Source organism: Brevibacillus sp. FW301-21C12A (genome assembly GCF_058788915.1).
Genome location: NZ_JBYTBG010000021.1, coordinates 1 through 14,164, shown reverse-complemented (window position 1 = coordinate 14,164; position 14,164 = coordinate 1). Strand labels below are relative to the sequence as shown.

Sequence of the window (14,164 nt, the reverse complement as noted above, 5' to 3'; positions counted from 1 at the left end):
CCTCTCCCGATAACTGGGGTGTGCAAAAGATGACTAGTCCATTATATACAACGAGCACGGCGGGTAAAGCATTATTGCTTGGAACTGGGCGAATATCCGTTATACTAGCATATAAGAGCAAACAGATTTTGCACGTAGGGGAAGGACGGGGGATAGAAGATGAAAGTAGCGATTGCACAGCTTACAGCGAGCATGGACAAAGCGCTGAATCTGCAAAAAGCGCAAGACTATATCGCCAAAGCCAAAAAAGCCGGGGCAGACTTTGTCATTTTGCCGGAGATGTACAGCGCGTCAGCCACGCCGAAGTCGGGAGTGACGCCAGCCGAGGTGGCGGAAAAGCTGGACGGCCCGTTTGTGACGGGACTGGCGGAGGCGGCGCGTCAGCACGGCCTCTACGTGGTGTGCGGCGTGTTCGAAGCGATTGACGGCGACGAGAACCGCGCCTACAATACGACGGTCTTTCTTAATCACGAGGGCGCGCTGATTCACGCCTACCGCAAGACGCATTTGTACGACGCTTTTTCCTATATCGAATCAGACTTTATTGCGCCTGGCGACAATCCGTATCGCGTGGTGGAGACAGAGTTTGGCAAAATCGGGCTGATGGTCTGCTACGAGGTGCGCTTTCCCGAGATCGCGCGGCAGTTTGCCCTGCAAGGAGCGGATATTTTGTTCGTACCCGCAGGCTGGGTAGCGGGCGCGATGAAGGAGGACCATTGGGAGACGCTGGTTCGGGCGCGGGCGATTGAAAACACGATGTTCGTGTGCGCGGCTGACCAGGTTGGCAACATTTTCGCGGGACGCAGCATGATCGTCGATCCGATGGGCGTCGTGATCGCAAGCGCCGGAGAAGAAGAAACTTTGCTGATAACAGAATTGGATCTGGAACGGATTCAGCGCGTGCGCGGCAAGCTGCCGAGCGTCGCCAATCGCCGGGCAGAGCTGTACACCAATTAAATACATGGGATTTCTGTAAAAAGGCAGTCGGTCGCCCCACCAGCTCAAGCGGGCGGCCGGCTGTATTTTTGTTTTGGGAAAAGGAAAGTGGTCAGGCACATTTTGCTTTTTTCTTCATAGGATTATAGTAGATATCCATTCATCTTTCGAGCCCTTATGCAAGCGTTACCATCATGAGAAAGGAAGTGTGTGCGGATGTTCTGGTTCGTATGGGCTGTCGTCGGCGTCGTTGTCTGGTGGGCAATGAACATGATTTTGACAGGAAAAGCGGCAGGAACAAACTGGTGGGCTTCGCTCATCGCTGCGCTTCTGGGAAGCTGGCTTGGAGACTTGGTGTTGGGCGATTGGCTGTGGATGTGGGCTGGCTTCAACGTCATTGCCGGGGTAATCGGAGCGGCTGTGCTCACCTGGCTGTGGACACTGCTCAGCAGACAATCCAAGTAGCCACACGAGTACAATTGTCATTGGCACAAGCAAACAGCAGACAGGAATCGCCCTGGTGGCGGTTCCTTTTTTTCGTGCAAAAAAGCGGAGCGTCTGGCGAACAGCGAAAAAGAGCGCGCACACGCATAAAGCGGCGCGGAGCGCATAAACATCAGCGAAGGAGAAAGTGCAGGTTTCGACAGTGTATCCATAAGTCTTACTTGACCAGTAGGGATTGTTGGTAATATAACTATATCTAGACCGACAAGATGGACATTACGAGTTCAAAGGAGAAAGGGAGGGGAAAATATGTCAACACTTCTTACGATTCTCAACATTATTATCATGCTCTTATTCATTGGCGGCTTGTATGCCATGCAGAAGAAACATATTTCTTTTTCCAAGCGAGTATTTGTCGGTCTCGGAATCGGGATTGTTTTCGGACTCATCCTGCAATTCGCCTATGGAGTAAAATCAGACGTCCTGAAAGATTCCATCGAGTGGTACAACATCGTGGGCAAAGGCTACGTGAAGCTGCTGCAAATGATCGTCATGCCGCTGGTGTTCATTTCGATTGTTGCCGCTTTTACCAAAATGAAGCTGGCCAACAACATCGGCAAAATCAGCTCGCTGATTATCGGGCTTCTGGTCGGCACGACAGCGATTGCCGCCGCAATCGGGATCGCCTCGACGTTTGCTTTCAATCTGGACGCAAGCCAGTTCCAGCAGGGAGAAGCGGAGGCGGCGCGCATTGAACAGGTGGAGCAACGGCTGGGCGATATTCAAAACATGACCTTGCCCGCAAAAATTTTGGAGCTGCTCCCGGCCAATCCGTTCCTCGATTTGACGGGGGATCGGGCTACTTCTACGATTGCGGTTGTCATTTTCTCGTCGATTATCGGGATTGCGTATTTGGGCGTGAAAAAGAAAAGCCCCGAGCAGGCGGAATTGTTCGCGAAAATCGTCGACGCGCTGCACGCCATCATCATGCGCGTCGTGACGCTGATTTTGCGCCTGACGCCATACGGGGTGCTGGCGATCATGACGCGCGTAGCTGCGACGAGCGACTACAATGCGATCTGGCAACTCGGCAAATTCGTCATCGCTTCGTACGTGGCGCTGGTGCTCATGTTTGTCGTGCATCTGTTGATGCTGGCTTTTGCCGGACTGAACCCGATCACGTACGTGCGAAAGGCGTTTCCTGTCCTGACCTTCGCCTTCACCTCCCGCACGAGTGCAGGGGCATTGCCGCTGAATGTGAAAACGCAGACGCAAGACTTGGGTGTGCCTGAAGGGATCGCCAACTTTGCCGGCTCCTTCGGCCTGTCGATCGGTCAAAATGGCTGCGCAGGCACGTATCCCGCGATGCTGGCCGTCATGGTAGCGCCAATGGCCGGAGTCGATCCGCTGACGCCTTCGTTCATCCTGACGTTGATCGTCGTTGTCGCGCTCAGTTCCTTCGGGGTTGCCGGAGTAGGGGGCGGAGCGACTTTTGCCGCGCTGCTCGTCCTGTCGACGATGAACCTGCCGGTGGCAATAGTCGGGCTGCTCATCTCCGTGGAGCCGCTGATCGACATGGGCCGGACAGCGCTCAACGTGAGCGGCAGCATGACGGCCGGGCTGTTGACGAGCCGGGCGACCAAAGAGCTGGATACAAAAGTGTTCAACGGAGTACAGCAGCAGTCTGTGACGGTGTAAAACTGAAAGACGCGAAAAACAACCCCGGTTGTTCTGCCTGTCTGGCAGGAGCAGCCGGGGTTGTTGCCTTTTGCTGGAACGGGACTTAAAGCAAGCAACAAACAGGCTATACCGAAGCCAAAATTTGAGGAAATTGCTCGCGTGAACGCTCTGAATAAAGTTGAAAATTTCCTGCAAAATGGCGATCAAATTGTCTAGATCAACGGTGAGAGTTCTATACCAAAGATCATTTATTGGACAAGGTATCCTCAAACTATCCCAGACGAGACAGTGACAGTGAATATTTATGGGAAGCAAGATCTGAAAATGACCAAACAATTGTTCATAGAAAAATTAATGAAGGCAAATGTCCAGGTCAGATCAAGAATTTCCTAAACTAGATTTGAATACCCTCCCTGCGAAAGTAATTGCCAGGGATGATTTTAAAGGGGACTCAAGCAGTCTGTCTCGCGCTTTAAAGGTGTACCAGCAGCTTACAGGTGAAAACTTGGTAAAAGGACGCAAAATTGCAGCTACGGGAGGAATACAGACAGACGGAAGGATCACAGGGATTGGTTCTTTGTTTTACAAGTACCATGAGTTGGTAGATGAAGGGTTTCGTTATGAGAGCTCATACCAGGATAATTATTGATCCGTTCACAGCGAATTTTCAAAGTAGTTACGCAGGATTCTGATGGTTCACACTCGGAAATAAAAAGTATCAATTGATACCGTGGACAAGTTGTGGTAATCTTTAGTTAGGTATCAATTGATACTGTCTAGGATATCATAGTAGGGAGGTGAAAAAGTGAGTTTGGAGGAAACGTGTAAGACTGTCCTTGCGGAGATGAAGCAATTAATACTTGAAGGAAAGAAACACTTCGTAAGGCGAAATCGACAAGGTAAAAATTATTTGCAACAACTTCTCGATATGAACTTAACCAGTATTGATGCAGCGTGGGAGTGCATCGTAAATGACCTAAATCATACTCATTATCACTCCGGTCCAATGCATGACCATCAAGATGGACCTGGAAGTCCCCTGGTCGTTTGGGTGTTCAAAATGGAAATAAACGGAGTCATTGCTTACATCAAGTTAAAGATTGAGACGAACGGACGTGGCTGTGTCTGCCTCTCATTTCATGAAGACGAACCATAGAACTTAATACTTAACGATTATATTGCAGAGAAAAATATGTGAGTGGTGGATGGGCTCCTTCCCCCATCCCCAACCTTAAAATTTTAAACTCACTTTATATCATAAAATAAACATTAAACTATATTCTACGAATTATTCATTGGAGGAAAATTCATATGTTGAAAAGGATAAGGTATTGTGATGAGTGCCGTTGCGAACGCGAAGCCGTGGTCAAAGAAAGGAACTCCACATACACTTACCGGAATGAGCAGTTTGAGATTATTGAAGAGTACGCTGAATGCACAGAATGTGGAAATGCTGTTACTGATGAAGAACTGGATAATAAAACCCTCAAACAGGTGAGTGACCTTTATCAAATTAAGCACTCTGTTAATCCGGAAATGTTAAAGGAAATAAGAAAGGGATATGATCTTTCACAATATTTGTTTGCGAAGCTTTTGAATATGGGTATTGCGACAATTAAGCGATATGAACTGGGCACATCTTCTCCGGATACAACTCAGATTGGAATCTATAAGCTGCTGAAGAGTAATCCGAAATCAATCATGCAGTTTTTTGAACAGAACAAAAGCAACTTCGAACCGGATGAATTGAAAACGGTGGAAAAAAAGCTCGAGTCATTCATTGATAATGATGATATCGAGGATTCAAGTCAGCGATTATTGGAGAAAACATATGAGCCGCATAATAATACGATTGAGACAGGGGGGATCACATTTAACTATCAAAAACTGTTCCACATGATTTTGTTTTTCTCCAGAGAACATGTTTTGAAAACTAAACTCATGAAGTTATTATGGTACTCTGACTTCCTCAGATATAAGAGAACACAAAAGCCAATAAGTGGCACCCCATATTGGCATTTGCCATATGGTCCTGTCCCTAAAAAGCATGATTTCGTATTGGGAACAATGGCAGGACTGGATCTTATTTCTATCCGGGAAGAGGAAAATCCTGAAGGATACACGATGATACTCATTCAGGCTAAGAAGGATTTTGATCCCAATATTTTTGATCATGCAGATTGGGATGTACTTCGTTACGTGGAAGATTATTTTAAAACATATGGATCCAGAACGATCAGTGACTTCGCTCATGAAGAAGAAGCATGGAAACAAACCAGAGACGAACAAATTATCTCTTACGAATATGCGGAATCACTTCGATTAAATTGATTAAAGAGGGGCTGTCCAGAAAGTCAATGTAAACTGACTGCTGGACGCCCCGTTTATGCGGATGAAAGAAGACCACATGAAAAATGGTCAACTGAAACTGGGTTACAATGTACAACTGGCGACGGAAAACCAGTTTATTTTGTTCTACAGTCTGCACCAATGCCCTACCGATACGCGCTGCTTCCTCCCTCATCTGGAGCGACTAGCGGCGTCTTCTTTGCCGATACGGGCTATGGCTGCGAAGAGAACTACTTGTATGCGATCGGAGAAGAAAAAGAGCCCCGTTTCGACTTCCTGATTCCCTATGGTGGCTATAAGAAAGAAAAAAACCGTCGGTACAAGAAGGACATCCGTCACGCATCCAACTGGACATATGAAGAGTTGGAAGATCGGTTCGTTTGCCCGAATGGCCGCTACGTTTCCTTTATGAAATACAAAACCAGGAAAACGGCATCGGGTCTGGAGCAAAGTTTCAAGATCTATGAATGCGAAGAGTGCAGCGATTGTCCACTCAAACCGGCTTGTACGAAAGCAAAAGGCAACCGTCAGATACACACTGGAACACGATTTGGGAATAGCTAAAAGTTAAGGCAAAAATAGCCCTTGAGGATGACGAGAAATCCGCGATCTATGCTCGATGTAAAGTCGAGGTCGAAAGCGTGTTCGGTCACATCAAGGACAAGCGGTCGTTCCGTCGGTTCTCCTTGCGAGGACTGGAGAAGGTGCACACTGAGTTTGGGATTGTGGCTTTGGCCCACAACTTACTGAAGGTGGCGGGTATCCGCCTCACCACTTTCCAGCAAAAACAAAAAAGTTAGACGGGAAATATTGCGTTTTCCCGTCCAACTTTTTTATTTTGGGGACTTATTAGACAGCCCCGTGAACCTCTAAATTATTCAGATGTCTTTTACAACGAAAACCTAGATAGAAAAATCAATATACGTACTGTGAGTTTTAGTAGAAATTGTACCTACTCCCTCAATTAAAACAACCAAACTTAATGTTCCCTCAATATAAGCAGTTCCACCGGTTTTCTTTGAATTTAAATCTACATAGGACCTATCAGAATTATGTTTCCAAGTATTCATAGGATGAAATCCAATTAGTTCACTAGATGTTACAGCTTTGGATATTTTTCCATTATCATAAGTTACGGTAACATACCCCATAACAGTTTGGGTCAGGGCGCTAGCGACAACTTTTTCAAAAGTTTTTGTTGCAAACGGAGTAACAACACCAGGCTTAGGCTTAACTGGTCCATTTAATTTTACCGTTTGAGTTTGACCATCTTGATCCTTTAACTAGAATAACAAAGCGGCATATTCATCTACATTATTTACTTTTATTCCTTTATGTCCTTCGCCAGTAGAATTATTGATTGTTTCTGCATCAATAGTTCCTTCCAAGGTAAAACCAGCACTTTTTCTAACTTCTTCATAAGTTTTGAATTTATTGGTGTATTTTGTTAAGTACTCTGATTCTACAATATCGGCAACAGTTAGAAATTGAGAATCATCAACTACTTGCACAGAGGAAATTTCACTAGAAAATAAGTGATTTAACAGAAAAGAGGAACTGTGGACAAGGGAATGAGCCCCCCTTTTTCGCTCGCCTAAGCCACGGATTCAGCAGGAAAAATCTCTTAATGTTTAGTAGTTTATTAACTCTAGTGAACCCAAACTGTTCTTATGAACTAACCAAGAAATTAGTAAGTCCAATGATGAAAAATAAAACAAATACACCTAAAATAATGAAAAGAAGTACCTTCCATTTGTTTAACAAGTGGATCAGCTCCTTAAGTCAAAGTAGTTGATTCAAATAGTTAATCACCAAACAGATTTTACCACGTTTATCCTTTTATTACAAAAAATACAATTAACATGTTTGTGGCGGACTAAAAACGAGACACCTATTCAGAAATACATACAACTGGCTCCAGCGTTTGTTCATGACCAGGCTCAACTTGATACACTAGTAGATATCATGGCATGACATATGTGTTCTATCAGGGATTTTTGAATATCCCAAGTTTGACAGTTTTTTAACTTAGGATCTTTTTTGTTGAATGAGGAACGAAGTTATTCGTTTAATCAACCTGTTCCTAAGTAAAATAGAGATACACGAGAATCAAATGAAAAAAGTCCTTCGATTCAATTAGCCAGCTATTCACAAGGAATGAAGTGTTTATTGTCTTGATTGCATTCATATACTCGTCTTAGTCCCAACTTTCTCTGCATCTTACTTCAAATTTAGCAATGTAGGGACAGAAAAAGCCGGTTACACCCTTGGCAAGGTGAAAACCGGCTAGTCTTTCGTTATAGCTCATTCGTGAAATACATTTCGTGTTCTGTCGTTGCACCTGCTACTGCGTCACCACCGACGTGTACTTGAAGTACGCGCCCCCGAGCGGGAAGATGATGAAGTCTTTCACCTTGTCGTTTTTCACATAAGGGCTTCCGCGGAAGTTGATCGGCGCGAGCGGCATTTCGTCCATCAGGATGGTTTCCGCCTCGAGCAAAATTTGCTTGCGTTTTTCCAGGTCAGGCTCGTTGTAGCTCTTGTCGATCAGTTCCTTGAATTTGGCATTCTCCCAATCCGGGTGGTTGTTGCCGCCTGTTTTGTCGCGGAACATTTCCAGGAAGTTGATCGGATCGTTGAAGTCTGCGCCCCACTGGAAGCGGATCAGGTCAAAATTGGCCTGGGAGCGCATGTCGCGGTACACTTTCAGCTCTGCGTTGTACAGCTTCACGTCGACGCCGAGCACTTTTTTCCACTGGTCTTGCAAAGCTTCCGCCACTTTTTTGTTCGTGTCGGTAGTGTCGTAAGTGTAGGTGACGGTCGGGAAGGCAGTCAGGCCAAGCTCCTTCATCCCTTCTGCCAGAAGCTGTTTCGCTTTTTCTGCGTCCTCCTTGAAGTAGCCGTCCGCCTTCAGGCCCATCGAGGTCGGCACCCATCCGTAAGCGGCTGGTACGCCGGTTTGCAGGATGTTGTCGATGATTTCCTGGCGGTTGATCGCGTAGGAGAAGGCTTGTCTGATTTTTTTGTTGTTGAAAGGCGGCTGGTTCGTGTTGAACACGACGGATTGCGTGCCGGGGTTGTCCGCTACCATCAGCTTGCCTGCGTCCTTCAGAGACTGGATGGCATCGGGCGGCAGCGTGGAGGCCGGGTAGCCGCCCCAGTCGATATCGCCGTTTTCAAACATGGAGAAAGCCGTGTTGTTGTCTTCGATCATCGAAATTTCCAGACGGTCCAGCTTTACGTTGTCCTTGTCCCAGTAGTTCGGGTTTTTGGTGAAGACGATCTTGCTTTTGTGCTCCCAGGTGTCCATGATGAACGGCCCGTTGCCCACGATCGTTTTCGCTTCGGCAGCCCAGTGCGGGTTGCCCTCCACTGTTTTTTGGTGCAGCGGGAAGAGCGTCGGGAAAAAGGTCAGCTCACGGAAAAACGGCGTAGGCGATTTCAGGTTGAATTCGACGGTGTAGTCGTCGAGTGCTTTTACCCCTACGTCCTCGGCTTTTCCTTTACCCGTATTGTATTCCTCTCCTCCTTTAATGTAGTAAAGCTGATAGGCGTACTCGGACGCTGTCTTCGGATCGAGGTTGCGTTTGATCGCATAGACGAAGTCGTGGGCGGTGACAGGATCGCCGTTGCTCCACTTGGCGTCTTTGCGGATTTTGAACGTGTAGTTCATGTAGTCCGGCGTGTTGGTGAAGCTCTCTGCGGTGGCGTTGGTCAGTTGTCCGTTCAGGTCGTAGCTGGTCAAGCCTTCAAAAGCGGCGTAGATCATGTCAAACGAATCGGCGTCAACTGCGATGCCAGGGTCCATGGAAGGCGGTTCGCTGTTGATGCTCCAGCGCAGCACCATCGGTTCTGCCTTTGTCGCCTCTGTCGGTGTGGCGGATGGTTGGCCCGCCGGTTGGGAAGTGGTTGTCGAGTTCGAACAGCCTGTGATTACCCCGAACAGCAAGGTAAGACAGGTTGCCAGCGCAATGCCCTTTTTCATGTAAATCCCCCTTGGAAATGATAGAAACATATATTCAGAATATTTGTTTGCGTTTTGTTTCGCAAAGGTAATATTTATCTTGCTCGAAAAAAAAAATTTATGTTAGGTGATTAACAAAGTATTCTTGGCAAATGCTTGATACAACTCACTGTTTTGTAACTGGTTAAGTAGCTAACTAATTTAGCGAAGAGGAATGAATGACACCAGTAGACAAAGTGGTCGGCAAATGATAAGAATGAGGTAACCAATTATGGAAGCTATCAAATCAGGTAGGAGTTTACGCCCTTATGTATAAAATCGGTGTTGTGGGCCCGCCCCCCTCAGTTGAGCGGATACTGGCTGTTGCCAATGAGTTTGAGCATGAAATCGAATTCGTTCCCTTCACCTATGACGATGCAAGAGAAGTGAGCCGAATCGTGCAGGAGCATAACCCGGAATTTAACGGGTGGTTTTTCTCTGGCCCGATTCCTTTTACGATCGCCAAAAATGTGTTGAGCCCGGATGCCAATATCGTCTACTGTCCGCCGACCGGGTCCAATCTGTATCGCTGCTTCATCCAGATGTCGATCGATCACAATGAAGTCGTGAAGCGCATCTCTGTCGATATGATTGATTCAGAAGGGACGTATTTGCGCGAAGCGATGTCCGAACTGAATATTCCCGAGGAAGAAATGCACGTGATGACCTACGACGAGCATTACGACCCTGATGTCATTACGCAGTTCCATCTCTCTCTATGGAAAGAAGGAAAAACGCAGGGCGCTTTCACCACCTTGTTTTCCGTCGAGCAGGCGCTGCGCGAGGCCGGCATTCCCGTGTACCGCGTCCTGATGACGAAGATGGAGATTCGCCAGGCGATGAAGATCGTCATCGAAAAAGCGAAAAGCTCGTATTTCAAGCACACGCAAATCGGGGTGGAAATCATCGAGCTGGAACAGTTCGACAAAATTCCCGAGCGGGCGAAAACGCGCTTCCATCTGCAACATCTGGAGCTGAAAATCAGGGAGATTTTGCTTCTGCTCTGCGAGCGCCTGGACGGCTCGCTGATGGCAAACGGAAACGGCCGCTACCAGATTTTCAGCTCGCGCGGCGCGATCCAGCGGGAGATCGAAATGCTTCGCCACACGGTCGAGCAGCTCTCGCTGGAGGCGGACGTGCCTGTCGCAGTCGGCGTAGGCTTCGGCGATACGGCTTTTTCTGCGGAAAACAACGCGAGAAAAGCGATTCAGCACGCCAAGGAGCGGCCGCAGTTCGGCATCGTGGTCGTGCAGGACAACGGCGTCATGATGGAATCGGTGGGAGAAGCGGAGGAGCTGGAGTACGCTTACCGCTCCAATGACCGGGAGCTTCTCGAAAAGCTGAACAAGGCCAACGTCAGCGTCAAGACGTACCACAAGCTGCGGGCGCTGGTGCAGCGGATGGGCTGGAAATCGTTCACCACGACAGACATCGCTTCGTATTTGTCCATGACGGTGCGCAATGCCCAGCGAATCATGGGCAGCCTGTGCGAAGTGGAGCTTGCCGAGTACAAAGGCGAGGAACAGCAGGCGATGCGCGGTCGGCCGAAAAAAATATACACGCTTGTGCGCTGAAAAAGCAGGCAAACACCCGATAAGCTCGGGTGTTTTTTTGTTGGTGCAGAAGCGATCCGCCGATTCGGGACGAGCCGCTCCGGGCAGCCTTGGCACTCGCTTGGCCGGGCCGTTTGAGCCAGAGGAACAAGCCTGCGCAAGCCGGGTGTATGGTAGCTTGAACAGCCAGTCCGCGATTTTTGTCAAAGAAATGGAGAAAATGTCGGCAAAAAAATACCGAGAAAAAAAGGGATTTTTTCCAGAAAAAGCAAATAAGATAAAATGTTTCATACATTCATAATCTTTTGATTGGGGGAATTTTTTAGAATGAAAAAGTCTTACATTGCCACCAGCCTCACTCTCAGCATTGCCGTAGGTGTGTCGGGATTTGCATCGGTGCCTGCTCTGGCCAAACCGAAGCAAATCGATTACAGCAAACAGTGGGACACACCGCAGTATATCGGGGAAGCTTGGGAGCCAGAAGGGGCTAAGGGGGATGACGTCGTCTGGTCATACCTCGAGAAGTACAAAGACGAGTTCCGTATCCAGGGAGACGTAGAGGACCACTTCCAAATTGTGAATCAGGTCCGCAACAAAGAGACGGATACGAAGCACTACCGGCTGCAGGAAGTCTACAACGGCATTCCGATTTACGGCTTCCAGCAAACAGTTCACATAGATGCGGACGGCAATGTCACGTCTTATCTGGGCCAGTTCATTCCAGATCTCGATGACAACAAGCAGTTGAAGAAAAAGCCGAAGCTCAGTGAACAAAAAGCGTTGAAACAAGCAATCAAGGACATCGAGGATGAAGTGGGCGAAGAGCCGGATTTCATCCGCGACCCAGAGGCGAAGCTGTACATTTACGTGCATGAGGATGAAGCTTACCTGGCGTATGCCGTTGAGCTGAACTTCCTCGATCCGCAGCCTGGCCGTTGGATGTATTTTATCGACGCGCACAGCGGAGATGTCATCAACAAATACAATATGCTCGACCACGTGACCGGAAGCGGAACAGGCGTGCTGGGCGATACGAAGCAGTTCGAGACGACACTGCAAAGCGGCAAGTACGTGCTGAGCGACAAGACTCGCGGAAAAGGCATCGAGACATACTCAGCCAATAACCGCACTACGCTCCCTGGCACGCTGCTGAGCGACAGCGACAACTATTGGACAGATGGCGCGGCAGTCGACGCGCACGCGTATGCGCAAAGAACGTACGACTACTACCGCGACGTGCACAACCGCAACAGCTACGATGGAAACGGCGCTTTGATCCGCTCCACCGTTCACTACAGCACGAGATACAACAACGCGTTCTGGAACGGCTACCAGATGGTGTACGGAGACGGAGACGGCAGCACATTCCTGCCGCTGTCCGGCGGGCTGGACGTAGTAGCGCATGAGCTGACCCACGCTGTCACCGAGAAGACAGCAGGACTGATTTACCAAAACGAATCGGGAGCGTTGAACGAGTCGATTTCCGATATTTTCGGTGCGATGATTGACGACGACGATTGGCTGATGGGCGAGGACATCTACACGCCAGGTACGAACGGAGACGGACTGCGTTCCCTGGAAGACCCATCGGAGTACGGCGACCCGGATCACTACAGCAAGCGCTACACCGGCTCCCAAGATAACGGCGGCGTCCACATCAACAGCGGAATCAACAACAAGGCAGCGTACCTGCTGGCAGAAGGCGGCACGCACTACGGCGTGAACGTCAACGGCATCGGCCGCGAAGATACGGCGAAAATTTACTACCACGCTCTGACGCACTACCTGACGCCTTACTCCAACTTCTCGGCTATGCGCCGTGCTGCGATACAGTCCGCAACCGACTTGTTCGGTGCCAGCTCCAAACAAGTCAAATCTGTTCAGGCAGCGTATGACGCTGTAGGCGTAAAATAAGCGGTCAACCAGACGGCCCAGGTGACCGACCTGCTACAAGTAAATAAGGAAGCAAAGAAGGCAACCACTCGCATGGGTGGTTGCTTTTTTTGACGGATAAGAAAGTATAAATTTTGAGGAAGGGGAGTACCCATCCTTGTTAAGTTATTTGTAAAATAGAGTCATGGAGACAAACATTCTTAGAGAAATTTTCTTTGATGAGAATCAACATTGGGATCGGTTTGAAAAGAAGCATGGTAGAAAAATACGACCCATTGTCCGAAAAGAAGTGGAGAAATTTCGTAACTGTGGCAATCCAAAGAATGGGTTTAAGCTATTTGTATGTGAAGGGTGTCATGATGTTAGACGGGTACCGTATCGATGTAAGGGGAGGTTCTGCACAACTTGCTCTGTTGGGGAAACCGAGGAATGGAGTCGGTTGCTCGAACACGAAGTATTTCAAGTCAATCATCGCCATATTATCCTAACGATCGATGAAGGCTTACGGGACGTGTTCCTCAAACATCGCAAGCTGTTAAAGGAGTTTATGGACGAAGGCGCGCGATTTATCCGAGAATACTTTGAAAAGAAACATAAAGTAAATCCAGGCATTATCGTAGGCTTGCATACATTTGGATCACGTATTAACTTTAATCCGCATCTACATTTGTTGGTCACAATGGGAGGGATGAAGCAGAACGGTGAATGGAAAACCTACGACTTCCTTCCGTTCGAGATGCTTCGAAAGCAGTGGCAAACCATTGTATTAAAGCTCATTAGACGTCTTCTGACAGAAGAGGAAAAAAAGGAAGTACAGCGCCTTCTACAAAAGGCCTACTCCGCTAACGGGGAAGGCTTCTATGTGCATGCTCCGAAACAAAAAGGGAACATAAAAGCGCAGTTGGCTTATATTGGCCGATATATTCGTCGACCCGCCATCGCTCTTGGCCGGATTGAGGAATATGACGGCCAATTTGTGACGTTTCGGTATAAGGATAAAACGGATGGGCAGGAAAAAACAGAAACCGTAACAGTAGAAGAATTTATTGCTCGCCTCATCAGACATATTCCGGACGAACAATTTAAAACGATTCGTTATTATGGTGTGTATGCCCGAAGAGTGAAAAACCTTTGTAAAAAGGTTCTTTCAGCGTGGCAAAAAACTGTGAAAAGGTGGATCGTAAAAGCAAAGCATGTACTTCGTCGAAGAACATGGCGAGAGAAGATGATAAATTATGCAGGGAAAGACCCTATGGTTTGCCCAAAGTGTGAGTGCTACTATGAATACAAGGGAGAAGCCTGCCTA

14 protein-coding genes are annotated in these 14,164 nt (G+C 47.9%); 12 read left to right on the top strand and 2 right to left on the bottom strand.

The genetic code is table 11. The features are described from left to right. Window positions 1-159: 159 nt before the first annotated feature. From AC3WQH_RS14385 to AC3WQH_RS14350, 8 genes are all read left to right on the top strand, one after another. A complete protein-coding gene (locus AC3WQH_RS14385) occupies window positions 160-957 on the top strand; it encodes a carbon-nitrogen hydrolase family protein (protein WP_492332108.1) in 798 nt (265 codons plus the stop codon). A 195-nt stretch (window positions 958-1,152) separates the two neighbouring features. Then, window positions 1,153-1,401 carry a hypothetical protein gene (locus AC3WQH_RS14380; protein ID WP_025845124.1) on the top strand — a complete coding sequence of 83 codons (249 nt, stop codon included), beginning with the start codon at window positions 1,153-1,155 and terminating at the stop codon, window positions 1,399-1,401. Window positions 1,402-1,689: 288 nt separating this feature from the next. Beyond that, window positions 1,690-3,078, top strand: coding sequence for an L-cystine transporter (locus AC3WQH_RS14375; protein ID WP_221843486.1), 1,389 nt, complete (start codon window positions 1,690-1,692; stop codon window positions 3,076-3,078). A 60-nt stretch (window positions 3,079-3,138) separates the two neighbouring features. Beyond that, entirely contained in the window at window positions 3,139-3,276 is a 138-nt protein-coding gene (locus tag AC3WQH_RS14370) for a hypothetical protein (protein ID WP_235694658.1), read from the top strand. A 589-nt stretch (window positions 3,277-3,865) separates the two neighbouring features. Continuing rightward, window positions 3,866-4,216, top strand: a complete 351-nt coding sequence (locus AC3WQH_RS14365; RefSeq protein ID WP_005830775.1) for a hypothetical protein — start codon at window positions 3,866-3,868, stop codon at window positions 4,214-4,216. A 155-nt stretch (window positions 4,217-4,371) separates the two neighbouring features. Beyond that, window positions 4,372-5,391, top strand: coding sequence for a type II TA system antitoxin MqsA family protein (locus AC3WQH_RS14360; protein WP_005830773.1), 1,020 nt, complete (start codon window positions 4,372-4,374; stop codon window positions 5,389-5,391). 252 nt (window positions 5,392-5,643) lie between these two features. Then, window positions 5,644-5,973: a transposase gene (locus tag AC3WQH_RS14355; RefSeq protein WP_026558211.1), complete on the top strand. Its 330-nt coding sequence runs from the start codon at window positions 5,644-5,646 to the stop codon at window positions 5,971-5,973. A gap of 14 nt (window positions 5,974-5,987) precedes the next feature. Further along, window positions 5,988-6,209, top strand: coding sequence for a transposase (locus AC3WQH_RS14350; RefSeq protein WP_338018895.1), 222 nt, complete (start codon window positions 5,988-5,990; stop codon window positions 6,207-6,209). A gap of 483 nt (window positions 6,210-6,692) precedes the next feature. On the opposite strand, the gene AC3WQH_RS14345 is transcribed toward AC3WQH_RS14350, so the two are convergent. Both AC3WQH_RS14345 and AC3WQH_RS14340 read right to left on the bottom strand, forming a co-directional pair. Continuing rightward, window positions 6,693-6,920, bottom strand: a complete 228-nt coding sequence (locus tag AC3WQH_RS14345; protein WP_492332107.1) for a hypothetical protein — start codon at window positions 6,918-6,920, stop codon at window positions 6,693-6,695. Between the two features lie 833 nt (window positions 6,921-7,753). After that, window positions 7,754-9,394, bottom strand: a complete 1,641-nt coding sequence (locus AC3WQH_RS14340; RefSeq protein WP_007777104.1) for a peptide ABC transporter substrate-binding protein — start codon at window positions 9,392-9,394, stop codon at window positions 7,754-7,756. Window positions 9,395-9,681: 287 nt separating this feature from the next. Between AC3WQH_RS14340 and AC3WQH_RS14335 the strand changes: the two genes are divergently transcribed. From AC3WQH_RS14335 to AC3WQH_RS14320, 4 genes are all read left to right on the top strand, one after another. Next, window positions 9,682-10,986, top strand: coding sequence for a hypothetical protein (locus AC3WQH_RS14335; protein WP_005830768.1), 1,305 nt, complete (start codon window positions 9,682-9,684; stop codon window positions 10,984-10,986). A 40-nt stretch (window positions 10,987-11,026) separates the two neighbouring features. Further along, a complete protein-coding gene (locus tag AC3WQH_RS14330; RefSeq protein WP_429783137.1) occupies window positions 11,027-11,266 on the top strand; it encodes a hypothetical protein in 240 nt (79 codons plus the stop codon). Window positions 11,267-11,292: 26 nt separating this feature from the next. Beyond that, a complete protein-coding gene (locus AC3WQH_RS14325; protein ID WP_005836258.1) occupies window positions 11,293-12,879 on the top strand; it encodes a M4 family metallopeptidase in 1,587 nt (528 codons plus the stop codon). A gap of 163 nt (window positions 12,880-13,042) precedes the next feature. Next, window positions 13,043-14,164, top strand: a 1,122-nt coding sequence (locus AC3WQH_RS14320; RefSeq protein ID WP_492332106.1) for an IS91 family transposase, incomplete at its 3' end; no start/stop codon positions are given.

Coding starts and splice junctions, on each gene's coding strand:
- AC3WQH_RS14385 (WP_492332108.1), top strand. CDS start 160: ATGAAAGTAGCGATTGCACAGCTTACAGCGAGCATGGACAAAGCGCTG.
- AC3WQH_RS14380 (WP_025845124.1), top strand. CDS start 1,153: ATGTTCTGGTTCGTATGGGCTGTCGTCGGCGTCGTTGTCTGGTGGGCA.
- AC3WQH_RS14375 (WP_221843486.1), top strand. CDS start 1,690: ATGTCAACACTTCTTACGATTCTCAACATTATTATCATGCTCTTATTC.
- AC3WQH_RS14360 (WP_005830773.1), top strand. CDS start 4,372: ATGTTGAAAAGGATAAGGTATTGTGATGAGTGCCGTTGCGAACGCGAA.
- AC3WQH_RS14340 (WP_007777104.1), bottom strand. CDS start 9,394: ATGAAAAAGGGCATTGCGCTGGCAACCTGTCTTACCTTGCTGTTCGGG.
- AC3WQH_RS14335 (WP_005830768.1), top strand. CDS start 9,682: ATGTATAAAATCGGTGTTGTGGGCCCGCCCCCCTCAGTTGAGCGGATA.
- AC3WQH_RS14325 (WP_005836258.1), top strand. CDS start 11,293: ATGAAAAAGTCTTACATTGCCACCAGCCTCACTCTCAGCATTGCCGTA.